Genomic DNA, 11875 nt, shown 5'->3' on the forward strand with positions numbered 1-11875 from the left:
CGCGGCGGGCCGGCCCAAGCCCAGCAGTCCCACGCGCATGGCGCCTCCAATGTGGTGGGGATTTCTTTCTAAGCGTGACCTTCTCCATCAGTCAATATTTTGTCCTGACATTCTTACCTTTAAGCCGTGGATGACCTCCGCCGCCCGATGAGCGGGGAGGCGGGCGAAGCCGACCACGACCGCGGGCGGGCCCGGGGTGAGGCGCGTCGGGCCGACCGGATCGGCGGCCAGGCCCAGCTCCCGTGCCGGCCCCACGAAGGCGTCCTCGTCCCAGCCCGGCGGCAGATCCAGGTAGGCGTGCAGGCCCGCCTCGATGCCCCGGACCCGCACCTCGGGCAGGTGCTCGGCCACCGCCTTGACCAGGGCGTCCCTGCGGCGCCGGTACTCCCTGCGCATCCGGCGCAGGTGCTTGTCGTAGCCGCCGGTACGCAGGAAGTGGGCCAGCGCGTACTGGTCGATGACCGGGGAGCCCAGGTCGAGCTCGCCGCGCGCCTGCCGGATGGACTCGGCCAGGTCGGCCGGGGCCGCCACCCAGCCGAGCCGCAGCCCGGGGGCGAGCGCCTTGCTCACACTGCCGGAGAGGATCACCCGGCCGGGGGCCAGGCCCTGCAGGCAGCCGACGGGATCACGGTCGAAGCGGAACTCGGCGTCGTAGTCGTCCTCCAGGACCACACCGTCGCTCTCGGCGGCCCACTCCATCAGGGCGGCCCGCCGGGCCGGGGAGAGCACGACGCCGGTCGGGTACTGATGGGCGGGGGTGACCAGGACCGCGTGCGCGCCGCTGGCCCGCAGCGCCGTCACGTCGAAGCCCTGGTCGTCCACTGGGACGGGCACGAGCTCGGCGCCCGCCCGGCGGAGGAGGGGAACCTGGCGGTGGCTGTTCGGGTCCTCCATGGCCAGCCGCAGGCCGTCGATCCGCTGGGCGAGCACGTGCAGCGCCAGGCTGAGGCCCTGGGCCACGCCCCCGACGATCACCAGGTTGTCGGGGTGCACGTCCGCGGCCCGGACCCGTCTCAGGTAGCCGGCCAGTTCGTCGCGCAACTCCAGGACGCCGCCGGGGTCGCCGTAGTCGAACACGTCGGAGTGCATCGTGGTGAGCACATGGCGTACGGAGGCCAGCCAGCGCTCCCGGGGGAAGCACCCGAGGTCGGGCGAGGTAGGGCGGTGACCGTAGTGCGGGCCGCACGCGGTGACCTCCGGGCGGGCGGCGGCCGCCACCGAGCCTCGGGACGGCGCGGGCGCCACCTGGGTGCCCGCGCCGACGCGGGAGATCAGGAAGCCCTCGGCCACCAGTTGCTCGTAGGCCTCGACCACGACACCGCGCGAGACCTGGAGATCGGTGGCCAGGTCGCGGCTGGCCGGGAGCCGGGTGCCCGGCGTGAGGCGACCCCCCCGGATGGCCTCGCGAAGCTCCGAAGCGATCTGCCCAGCTATGCCCCCCTGATCGCGATTTATCAGGATGTGTAGGTCAGCCACATTGGTCCATCCTTTTAGTGGGACATTGGACTCCTTGCCTGAGCCATTCTGTCCCTAGCCTCCCTTCCATGAGAAACGGAGTCGTCGGGGCGGCCGCCGCCATGTTCCTCGTGGGGACGCTGGCGGGTGTGTCGGGCCTGATCCAGGACTATCCGGTGTACGGCGGGCAAGCGGTGCGCTACCTGGCCGCGGCGGTGATCTGGCTGGTCGTGATCCGGGTGCTCGGGCTGCGGTTCGTCCGGCTGACCAGGCGCGAGACGCTGCTGCTCGTCGCGCTGACGCTGCTCGGGCTGGTGTTCTTCAACATGTGCGTGATCGAGTCGGCCCGTGCCGCGGGCCCCGGACTGGTCGGCACCGTCCTGGGCACAGTGCCACTCGCCCTGGCGCTGCTCAGCGGCCGTCCGGCGCCCCGGCTGCTGGCCGGCGCGGTCGTCGTGGTCGCGGGCGCGACACTGGCCACCGGGCTGGGCAGCGGCAACCTGCCCGGCCTGCTGTGGAGTCTGGGGGCGCTCGTGGGCGAGGTCAGCTTCTCGATGCTGGCGATCCCGCTGCTGCCGAAGCTGGGGGCGATCCGGCTGTCGGCGTACTCGACGATGCTGGCGGTCCCCCTGCTGGCCACGATCGGCCTGGTCAAGGAGGGCACCGGCATGCTCCGGCCACCGACCTCTGCACAGGCCCTCGGCTTCGTCTACCTGGCGGTCGTGGTGACCGTCCTGGCCTTCTTCCTCTGGTACACCGCGCTGCCCAAGCTCGGCCCCGGCCACGCGGGCCTGTTCGCCGGCCTCATCCCGGTCGGGGCGATCACCACCGGCCTCGTCCTGGGCATCGCCACCCCAACGGTCTTCGACCTGCTCGGCGCGTCGCTGGTGATCGCGGGCATCCTGGTCGGGCTGACCACTACGAGGCAGCGGGAGCCGGCTCACGTCCTTTGAAACCACCCAGACGGCCGGCGATACGCACGTCACGGCGGCCGGCCACCTCCACCGGAGGAGCGTGCCCCTGGACAGAGCCCAGCTTGGACGGCGGGTGGGGCCCACCGGGCCGGCCGTAAAGACTGGTAGAAAAGATAGGCTCTGTGCGGCGAATGGGGAGGATCATGGGCGAGTTCGATTACAGCGAGTTGCTCCCGTTGGGCGCCGACGAGACCGAATACCGGCTGATCACGCCGGACGGTGTGCGGCGGGTCGAGGCGGCCGGGCGCAGCTTCCTGGAGGTGGACCCCGAGGCGCTGCGGCTGCTCACCGAGACCGCGATCCACGACATCTCGCACTTCCTCCGCCCCTCCCACCTCGCCCAGCTGCGGAAGATCGTCGACGACCCCGAGTCCAGCGGCAACGACCGGTTCGTCGCGCTCGACCTGCTGAAGAACGCCTCCATCTCGGCCGGCGGCGTGCTGCCCATGTGCCAGGACACCGGCACCGCCATCGTCATGGGCAAGCGTGGCCGCCACGTGCTCACCGACGGGCGCGACGCCGAGCACATCTCGCGCGGCGTCTACGACGCCTACACGCGCCTCAACCTGCGCTACTCGCAGATGGCGCCGCTGAGCATGTGGGAGGAGAAGAACACCGGCAGCAACCTGCCCGCCCAGATCGAGCTCTACGCCGAGGACCCCTACGGCCACGCGGACGAGTACAAACTGCTGTTCATGGCCAAGGGCGGCGGATCGGCCAACAAGTCGTTCCTGTACCAGGAGACCAAGGCCGTGCTGAACGAGAAGCGGATGCTGGCCTTCCTGGAGGAGAAGATCCGCTCGCTCGGCACCGCGGCCTGCCCGCCGTACCATCTGGCGATCGTGGTCGGCGGCACGTCGGCCGAGTACGCGCTGAAGACGGCCAAGTACGCCAGCGCCCGCTACCTCGACTCGATCCCCACCTCGGGCTCCCCCTCGGCGCACGGCTTCCGCGATCTGGACCTGGAGGCCAAGGTCTTCGAGCTGACGCAGAAGCTCGGGATCGGCGCCCAGTTCGGCGGCAAGTACTTCTGCCACGACGTACGCGTCATCCGGCTGCCCCGGCACGGCGCCTCCTGCCCGGTGGCCATCGCCGTGTCCTGCTCGGCCGACCGGCAGGCGCTGGCCAAGATCACGCCGGAGGGCGTCTTCCTGGAGAAGCTGGAGACCGATCCGGCCCGCTTCCTGCCGGAGACCACCGACGAGCACCTCTCGGACGACGTCGTCAACATCGATCTCAACCGACCCATGCCGGACGTCCTTGCCGAGCTGTCGAAATATCCGGTGAAGACGCGGCTCTCGCTGACCGGCCCGCTCGTGGTCGCCCGCGACATCGCGCACGCGAAGATCGCCGACCTGCTCGACGCGGGCGGCGAGATGCCGCAGTACCTGAAGGATCACGCGGTCTACTACGCGGGTCCGGCCAAGACCCCGGAGGGCTACGCGTCGGGCTCGTTCGGCCCCACGACCGCGGGGCGGATGGACTCCTACGTGGAGCGCTTCCAGGCCGCCGGCGGCTCGATGGTGATGCTGGCCAAGGGCAACCGGTCGAAGCAGGTGACCGACGCCTGCAAGGAGCACGGAGGCTTCTACCTGGGGTCCATCGGCGGCCCTGCGGCCAGGCTGGCTCAGGACTGCATCAAGAAGGTGGAGGTCCTGGAATATCCGGAGCTGGGGATGGAGGCGGTGTGGAAGATCGAGGTGGTCGACTTCCCCGCGTTCATCGTCGTCGACGACAAGGGCGACGACTTCTTCACCGATCGCACCGGACCGGTCCTGTCGATAGGCCGCCGCTGACGCTCTCGTCTTGTCTCGTCAATCGGTCGCCGAAGGGTGCCGGGTGGGCCGTTTCGGGCCGCTCGGCACCGGACGGGTGACGCTCAGGCGGCCACGAGACCGCGGTGGGGCGCGACGACGGAGCCGTCGGGAAGGAGCAACCCGGTGTCCTCGAACAGCACCACGCCATTACACAGCAGGCTCCAGCCCTGGTCAGGGTGGGCCGAGATCACGTGGGAAGCCTCACGGTCGGGTGAGTCGGCGGTGGGACAGAGCGGGTAGTGACTGCACATCGTGCACCTCTCGGGTGACGCTCCAGTTGTGTGGGTTTCAAAAGGGCAGCTGTCGCCCCGACGGCGTGCGAAGGTCCAGCGCGGGCACGATCGGCCTCTTCGTCGGTCGGCGACGAACCTGACTGCGGCGCATCCTCATCACGTCCCTCAACGAACTCGTCATGGCTATTCGTTCCGGTAAAGCACCAGGGCCGTATGTTCCCAGTGTGACCGCCGACACTGACAGTTTCGGCCGCCGGTGGGTCCATGAGTTCCCCTTAACTCCACTGTGCCCCAGAGCCCTTACGACACCCTTACAAGTCGCTGACGGCTTCGTCAGACCGCTGTCGGCACAGCCTGCCGGATGCCTGCGAAGTTCTTGCCGGGCATCGCGCGCATTCCTCGCGACCAACCTGGGCCGGGCGCTGTATCGGCAGGTCAGGGGCCTGAGAACGAGCGGCACCGCTACCCCGCCCGTACGCCTGACCCCGAGCCCGGCATCACCGGCGAGACCTTGTCGCCGCACCAGGCCGGGTCCGTCCGCGGCGCCGGCGGCACCCTGGACACGCCGGCCGGGAGCCGACCATCTCGGCATGGTCGAACGTTCCAGCGGGGGCAGACTGGTCATCGGGCCGATTTGCCACCATCATGGGAACACCACGCTTGGGAGCACGCCTACTACTCGCGGTATCGCAATGTCTGTGGAGCCTGATCAACGGGGACCGATGTAGCCGACAGGTTTGCTGACGTCACGAGTCAGACGAGTTGACTTAACTTCGCAACATTTTATCGGCCCCGCCTCTACTGGTCGGTTTACACAAATAGGTAAGCTGCCTGCCATGCGTGCGCCCTCCGGTTACCTACTCGCCGCGCGCTACCGGCTTCTCGAACCGGTCGGTCGCGGCGGCATGGGTACCGTTTGGCGAGCGCACGACGAGCTGCTCGACCGCGACGTGGCGGTCAAGGAGGTCCGGCTGCCGGCCGTGCTCGACGAGGAGTTGCGGGCCGAGCTGTGCGCCCGCACCGAGCGTGAGGGCAGGGCGACCGCGATGGTCGCGCACCCGTCGGTCATCACCGTGTTCGACGTGGTCACCGAGGACGACCGGCCGTGGATCGTCATGGAGCTGCTCCAGGCCAGGTCCCTTGAGCAGCTCATCCTGGAGGGCGGACCGCTCCATCCGCGCAAGGCCGCCGAGATCGGCCGGCAGATCCTCGGCGCGCTGCGGGCCGTACACGCCAAGGGGATCCTGCACCGCGACGTGAAGCCCAGCAACGTGCTGGTGATGGAGGACCGGGCGGTCCTGACCGACTTCGGGCTGGCCGCACTGGAAGGTGACGTTTCCATCACCCAGGCGGGCATCGTGCTGGGTTCCGCCGGATACATCGCTCCAGAGCGGGTGCTGGGCTCGAAGGCCAGTCCGGCCGGTGATCTGTGGTCGCTCGGCGCGACCCTCTACACCGCCGTCGAGGGCAGGGGCCTGCATGGACGCCGTACGGCCGCCGCCGCGCTGGCCGCGCTCACCAGTGGCGAGCCGATCCCGATGACGAAGGCCGGGCCGCTGGCGCCGGTTCTCGACGCGCTGCTCCGCATCGACCCGCAGACCAGGCTCGACTCAGTACGCGCCTCGTTGATGCTGGCCAGGGTGGCCGCGGGCGGCTCCGCGGAGGAGCCGCTGGCCCCCAGCGGATCGGGCCGGCCGACGCCGGTGATCACCGCACCCTCTTTCGCGCGCAGGCCCGCGCACCGCGGGCTGCACCGGGCAGAGGCCACGGCGGCCGCCCTGGCGGTGCCGCCACCACGTCAAGAACGACGGCAGGGCGAAGGCGTCCATCGGAAGAGAGTCGAGCCTCGACCTACTCCGTCCGCTTATGCCCGTTTCAAAGCGACGGTGATAAAGTTGTGCCTTCCTCGACGGTTCTGGCCAAGAGAACTTCGCAAGCGAGGGTAAAGCACTTCCCAAGCGAGAATCGATATCTTCTTCTCATGCCGGAACAGCAGACACGCCTGCTCGCGGAGCGCTACGAGCTCATCGCACCCCTCGGTCGAGGGACAATGGGCACGGTGTGGCGCGCCCGTGATCGCGCGCTCGGGCGCGAGGTGGCGGTCAAGGAAATCCGCCAGGACCAGGGTCTCACCGAGGAACAACGGGCCGAGCTGCGCGAGCGCATGGTCCGCGAGGGGCGTATCGCCGCCCGGATCAACCACCCGTCAGTCGCCGCCATCCACGACGTGCTCATCCACGACAAGAGCCCGTGGATCATCATGGAGCTCATCGAGGCCCGCTCCCTGGAGCAGGTGATCGACGAAGAGGGCCCGCTGCCGCCCCGGCTGGTGGCGGAGATCGGCGTCGACCTGCTCGGCGCGCTGCGCGCGGCGCACGCCCAGGGCATCACGCATCGCGACGTCAAGCCGGGCAACGTGCTCATCACCGAGAACGGCCGGGTGGTGCTGACCGACTTCGGCATCGCCAAGGCCGAGGGCGACTCCCGGCTCACCAAGACCGGCATGGTCATCGGCTCGCCCGGCTACACGGCGCCGGAGCGGGCCAGGGGCGAATACACCGGGCCTGAGTCCGACGTCTGGTCGCTCGGGGCGACGCTGTACTTCGCGGTCGAGGGCCGGCCGGCGTACGAGCGGGCCACGATCGCGGAGACGCTCGCCGCGCTGCTGAGCGAGAACGCCGACCCGCCCACCCAGGCCGGGGCGCTGCTGCCGGTGCTGACCGGGCTGCTGGACAAGGACCACAAGCGGCGCCTGACGGCGGCCAAGGCGGAGACCCTGCTCCGGATGGTCGCCGACACGCCCACGAGCGAGATGCAGGCGATCACGGCCGAGGCCCTGATCGCCCAGGAGGCCGGCGTGCCCGACTCGAACGACACGGCACCCGCCGTACAGGCCCCCAAGGCGGCCGGCCAGTGGGGCACCCCACCCGCCGCGCCCGGCTGGGGAGCGCAGGGCGGGCCGTCGGGACCCGGTCGAGATGCGCAGGCTCCGCACGCGGCGACCGGTCCGAGCGGATCGGCACCGGCCGGGGTAGGCGGTCCGGCCGGTCAAGGCGGACAAGCTGGTCGAGGTGGGCAGGGTGGCCAGAGCGGCTCCGCGGGTCCGGGCGGGCAAGCCGGTCAAGGCTGGCAAGCGGCTCAGAGCGGCCAGAGTGCTCAGGGCGGGCAAGCGAGGGGCGGTCAGGGGCCGATGGGCGGGCCCCAGGGACCGGTAGGCGGGCCGCAGGGGCGTGGGACCGGGTCGCGGCCGAATGCGCCCGGCACATCCCCTCAGGGCCCCGCGACAGGACCGCAGGCAGCACGGGCAGGCGCGGCCCCCGACGCGCGGACCGCCAACCCGATGGGCGGAGCCCAACCGCATGGACCCTCGGGCGCCCCGTCCGGCCCCGTCGGCGCTCCGCAGGGCCCCGGTGGTCAGCAGGGCCCGGGTGGTGCTGGGCGCGGCGTTCCGACCGGGCCTCAGCCCAGCGGTGCGTACGACCCCGAGCGGACCATCAGCGTGGCGCGTCCGAAGGCCCCCAGGCCGCAGGACCCGCCACGACGTGGCTCCGACGAGGAGAGCACCGTCACCACCCGCATCCACCAGGCCCCGGGACAGCAGGTCTACCCGCTGCCCCCACCCCAACAGCACCCCCAGCCAGGACCGCGAGGCCCGCAGATGGGACCGCGGCCCGGACCGCCGACGGGTCCGCAGCAGGCGCCACCCCCGATGGGGCAGGAGCGCCAGGCCGGGCAGGGGCTGGGCACGGATCTGTTCGCCATCGCGAAGGAGCCCGAACAGCGCCCCACCGGCAACCGCAACGGCATGCTGGTCCTGATGGCCGTGGCCGCGGCCGCCGCCGTGGTGATCGCCGTCCTCATCGTGGCACTCCTCTCAAGCTGACCCAGCGTCGGCGGGACGCCCCTTTCGGGGTGATCCGGCAGGCGTGAGCCAGACTGGGAGGCATGAGCGAGTTCCGCATTGAACATGACTCCATGGGTGAGGTGCGCGTTCCGGTCGGAGCCAGATGGCGCGCGCAGACACAGCGGGCGGTGGAGAACTTCCCGGTGTCCGGACGGCCGCTGGAGCCGTCGCACATCGCCGCGCTCGGCCTGATCAAGGCGGTCGCCGCCGAGGTCAACGGAGAGCTCGGCGTACTCGAAAAGGATCTGTCCGAGGCCATCGCGCAGGCCGCGGCCGACGTCGCGGAGAACGAGCACGACGACCACTTCCCGATCGACGTCTTCCAGACCGGTTCCGGCACCTCGTCCAACATGAACGCCAACGAGGTCATCGCGACGCTGGCCCAGGAGCGGCTGGGCCGGCCCGTGCACCCGAACGACCACGTCAACGCCTCGCAGTCGTCCAATGACGTGTTCCCGACCTCGATCCACGTGGCGGCGGCGACGGAGGTGACCTACCACCTGCTGCCCTCGCTGGAACACCTGGCGGCGGCGCTGCGCGCCAAGGCGATCCAGTTCGACCAGGTGGTGAAGTCGGGCCGGACGCATCTCATGGACGCCACGCCCGTGACGCTGGGGCAGGAGTTCGGCGGCTACGCCACGCAGATCGAGCACGGCTCCGTACGGGTGAGGTCGGCGCTCGGGCACGTACTCGAGCTGCCCCTGGGCGGCACGGCGGTGGGCACTGGCATCAACACCCCGCCGGGCTTCGCGAACCTGGCGATCGAGAAGCTGCGTGAGGCGACCGGGATCCCGTTCCGGGAGGCGATGGACCACTTCGAGGCGCAGAGCGCGCAGGACTCCATCGTCGAGCTCTCGGGGCAGCTGAAGGTGGTGGCGGTCTCGCTCAACAAGATCGCCAACGATCTCCGGTGGATGGGCTCCGGGCCGCGCGCCGGGCTCGGTGAGATCAACCTGCCGGACCTGCAGCCGGGGTCGTCCATCATGCCCGGCAAGGTCAACCCGGTGATCCCCGAGGCCACGGCCATGGTCGCGGCGCAGGTCATCGGCAACGACGCGGCGATCACGTTCGCGGGCGCGTCGGGCAGCTTCGAGCTGAACGTGCAGCTGCCGGTCATCGCGCGCAACATCCTGGAGTCGATCCGGCTGCTGGCGAACGTCTCACGGCTGCTGGCCGACCGGTGCGTGGCCGGGATCACGGCGAACGTGCCGCGGCTGCGGGAGTACGCGGAGTCGTCGCCGTCGATCGTCACGCCGCTGAACCGGTATGTGGGCTACGAGGAGGCGGCGAAGATCGCCAAGCAGGCGTTGGCGGAGCGCAAGACGATCCGCGAGGTGGTCATCGAACGCGGCCACGTGGCGGCCGGCCGGCTCACGGAGGAGCAACTCGACGCCCTGCTGGACGTGCTCTCCATGACCCGGCCCGCCAAGTGACGGACAGCTTCAAACCGCCCGGTGGGTGGCGTGGATCCAGCGGGTGAGCAGGGTCGAGGCGGCACCTGAGTCGACGGCGTCACCCGCTCGCTTGTAGGCCTGGGCGAGAGCCGTGGTGAGGCCGTCGGCCGGGGGTGTGCCGTCGGCCGCCACCAGGGCGGCTGCCGCGTTCAGGAGCACGATGTCGCGGACCGGCCCCCGCTCGCCCGCGAGGACCGCCCTGGCCACTGCCGCGTTGTGCGCCGCGTCGCCGCCGACCAGGTCGGACGGGTGTGCTCGCGGGATCGACAGGTCCGCCGGGTCGAAGCGGGTCGGGGTCACGGTGCCCCTGCGTACGAGCCAGACGGCCGAGGGGCCGGAGGTGGTGAGCTCGTCGAGGCCGTCGTCGCCACGGAAGACCAGCGAGGAGCCGCCGCGCTCCGCGAGGACGCCCGCGATGACCGGCGCCAGGTCCGGGTGGAAGACGCCGACCGCCTGCGCGGCCGGCAGGGCGGGGTTGGTGAGGGGGCCGAGGAAGTTGAAGACCGTCGGCACGCCCAGCTCCCGCCGCGCCCCGGAGGTGCGTTTCAGCGCCGGGTGGAAGGTCGGCGCGAAGCAGAACGTGATGCCGACCTCCTCCACGACCCGGGCGACGCCGGCCGGCGGCAGGTCGATGACCAGGCCGAGCTCCTCCAGCAGGTCGGCGGCCCCGGTGCTCGATGAGGCGGCCCGGCCGCCGTGCTTGACGACCTTGGCTCCGGCCGCCGCCGCCACGATGGCCGCCATGGTCGAGACGTTGACCGTGTTGGCCCGGTCGCCGCCGGTGCCGACCAGGTCGACCGGGTCGCCGGGGATCCTGATGGCCGCCGATCTGGCGAGCATGCCGTCGGCCAGGCCGGAGACCTCCGCCACGGTCTCGCCCTTGGCCCGCAGGGCGATGGCGAAGGCAGCGATCTGGGCGTCCGTGGCGGCGCCCGACATGATCTGGTCCATGGCCCAGGCGGCCTGAACGGAGGTGAGCGAGGTGCCGTCGAGGAGTGTGCTGAGCAGCGCTGGCCAGGTTGTCACGGAACGCCCTTTCGTCTGGGGTGCTCGACAAGGGGGTCCGGACATGACGACGGCCGCCTCGTCGAGGCGGCCGGGGTGCGTATGCGCTAGGAGGACCGCCTAGAAGGCGGGCCACCAGGAGTACGAATACGCGTGCATAGGGAAACCGTATCAGGGAGGCGGGCGGCGCGGCCTCCCAGACACACCACATAAGGCGATAACGATCTATGTAGTGGACACCCATGCCATGTTCGCCCCGCGAGCGCTTAGGGTCGGAGACATGGCGAAGGAGCTGACTGGGCGGACGGCGCTGGTCACAGGGGGCGGAGCCGGGATCGGGGCCGCCTGCGCGAGACGGCTGGCCGCCGGCGGGGCGAGGGTGCTGGTCGTCGACCGGAGCGCGGAGTCCGCGGAGAAGGTGGCCGCCGAGCTCGGCGGGGTGCCGGTGGTGGCGGACCTGAGCGATCCGGAGTTCGTCCGCGCCCTGCCGGAGGAGCCCGTCGACATCGTGGTCAACAACGCGGGGTTCCAGCATGTGGCGCCGATCGAGGAGTTCCCGCCCGCGGTGTTCGGGACGATGCTGCGGGTCATGGTCGAGGCACCGTTCCTGATCGCGCGGCAGGTGCTGCCGGGGATGTACGAGCGGGGCTGGGGGCGGTTCGTCAACATCTCGTCGGTGCACGGGCTGCGGGCTTCGCCGTACAAGTCGGCGTACACGGCGGCCAAGCATGGGCTGGAGGGGTTCTCCAAGGTCGTCGCGCTCGAAGGGGCGGCCCACGGGGTGACCTCCACCTGCGTGTGCCCGGCGTACGTACGGACCGGGCTGGTCGAGAGCCAGATCGCCGACCAGGCGAAGGCGCACGACATCGACCCGGGCGAGGTCGTCGAGGACATCATGCTCCAGCCCGCGGCGATCAAGCGGCTGATCGAGCCCGAGGAGGTGGCCGAACTGGTCGCCTACCTCTGCGGCCCGGCCGGGTCGTTCATCACCGGCGTCTCCCTCCCCGTCGACGGCGGCTGGACGGCGCGCTAA

At 70.6% G+C, this 11875-nt stretch carries 9 protein-coding genes; 6 read left to right on the top strand and 3 right to left on the bottom strand.

The features are described from left to right. Nucleotides 1-87: 87 nt before the first annotated feature. Nucleotides 88-1476: a PLP-dependent aminotransferase family protein gene (locus ACGFNP_RS32565; protein ID WP_393325259.1), complete on the bottom strand. Its 1389-nt coding sequence runs from the start codon at nucleotides 1474-1476 to the stop codon at nucleotides 88-90. Nucleotides 1477-1544: 68 nt separating this feature from the next. On the opposite strand from ACGFNP_RS32565, the gene ACGFNP_RS32570 reads away from it, so the two are divergent. Both ACGFNP_RS32570 and ACGFNP_RS32575 read left to right on the top strand, forming a co-directional pair. Then, nucleotides 1545-2408 carry a DMT family transporter gene (locus ACGFNP_RS32570; protein ID WP_393325261.1) on the top strand — a complete coding sequence of 288 codons (864 nt, stop codon included), beginning with the start codon at nucleotides 1545-1547 and terminating at the stop codon, nucleotides 2406-2408. A 164-nt stretch (nucleotides 2409-2572) separates the two neighbouring features. Further along, nucleotides 2573-4225, top strand: a complete 1653-nt coding sequence (locus ACGFNP_RS32575; RefSeq protein ID WP_393325263.1) for a fumarate hydratase — start codon at nucleotides 2573-2575, stop codon at nucleotides 4223-4225. Between the two features lie 83 nt (nucleotides 4226-4308). On the opposite strand, the gene ACGFNP_RS32580 is transcribed toward ACGFNP_RS32575, so the two are convergent. Beyond that, the gene (locus tag ACGFNP_RS32580) at nucleotides 4309-4497 is read right to left on the bottom strand and encodes a DUF5999 family protein (protein ID WP_214639679.1); all 189 of its coding nucleotides are present in this window, start codon (nucleotides 4495-4497) and stop codon (nucleotides 4309-4311) included. A gap of 818 nt (nucleotides 4498-5315) precedes the next feature. On the opposite strand from ACGFNP_RS32580, the gene ACGFNP_RS32585 reads away from it, so the two are divergent. From ACGFNP_RS32585 to ACGFNP_RS32595, 3 genes are all read left to right on the top strand, one after another. Then, the gene (locus tag ACGFNP_RS32585; RefSeq protein ID WP_358328477.1) at nucleotides 5316-6425 is read left to right on the top strand and encodes a serine/threonine-protein kinase; all 1110 of its coding nucleotides are present in this window, start codon (nucleotides 5316-5318) and stop codon (nucleotides 6423-6425) included. Between the two features lie 35 nt (nucleotides 6426-6460). Next, the gene (locus ACGFNP_RS32590; RefSeq protein WP_358328474.1) at nucleotides 6461-8362 is read left to right on the top strand and encodes a serine/threonine-protein kinase; all 1902 of its coding nucleotides are present in this window, start codon (nucleotides 6461-6463) and stop codon (nucleotides 8360-8362) included. 62 nt (nucleotides 8363-8424) lie between these two features. Beyond that, the gene (locus ACGFNP_RS32595; protein ID WP_358328471.1) at nucleotides 8425-9816 is read left to right on the top strand and encodes a class II fumarate hydratase; all 1392 of its coding nucleotides are present in this window, start codon (nucleotides 8425-8427) and stop codon (nucleotides 9814-9816) included. 9 nt (nucleotides 9817-9825) lie between these two features. Here ACGFNP_RS32595 and trpD read toward each other — a convergent pair whose 3' ends face one another. Further along, a complete protein-coding gene (trpD, locus tag ACGFNP_RS32600) occupies nucleotides 9826-10908 on the bottom strand; it encodes an anthranilate phosphoribosyltransferase (RefSeq protein WP_358328468.1) in 1083 nt (360 codons plus the stop codon). A 214-nt stretch (nucleotides 10909-11122) separates the two neighbouring features. On the opposite strand from trpD, the gene ACGFNP_RS32605 reads away from it, so the two are divergent. Then, entirely contained in the window at nucleotides 11123-11875 is a 753-nt protein-coding gene (locus ACGFNP_RS32605) for a 3-hydroxybutyrate dehydrogenase (protein WP_358328465.1), read from the top strand.

Source organism: Nonomuraea sp. NPDC049269 (assembly GCF_043197155.1).
GTDB lineage: Bacteria > Actinomycetota > Actinomycetes > Streptosporangiales > Streptosporangiaceae > Nonomuraea.

Bases quoted from the DNA above. Each gene is read 5' to 3' on its own strand.
- ACGFNP_RS32570 (WP_393325261.1), top strand. From the start codon at position 1,545: ATGAGAAACGGAGTCGTCGGGGCGGCCGCCGCCATGTTCCTCGTGGGG.
- ACGFNP_RS32575 (WP_393325263.1), top strand. From the start codon at position 2,573: ATGGGCGAGTTCGATTACAGCGAGTTGCTCCCGTTGGGCGCCGACGAG.
- ACGFNP_RS32580 (WP_214639679.1), bottom strand. From the start codon at position 4,497: ATGTGCAGTCACTACCCGCTCTGTCCCACCGCCGACTCACCCGACCGT.
- ACGFNP_RS32585 (WP_358328477.1), top strand. From the start codon at position 5,316: ATGCGTGCGCCCTCCGGTTACCTACTCGCCGCGCGCTACCGGCTTCTC.
- ACGFNP_RS32590 (WP_358328474.1), top strand. From the start codon at position 6,461: ATGCCGGAACAGCAGACACGCCTGCTCGCGGAGCGCTACGAGCTCATC.
- ACGFNP_RS32595 (WP_358328471.1), top strand. From the start codon at position 8,425: ATGAGCGAGTTCCGCATTGAACATGACTCCATGGGTGAGGTGCGCGTT.
- trpD (WP_358328468.1), bottom strand. From the start codon at position 10,908: ATGTCCGGACCCCCTTGTCGAGCACCCCAGACGAAAGGGCGTTCCGTG.
- ACGFNP_RS32605 (WP_358328465.1), top strand. From the start codon at position 11,123: ATGGCGAAGGAGCTGACTGGGCGGACGGCGCTGGTCACAGGGGGCGGA.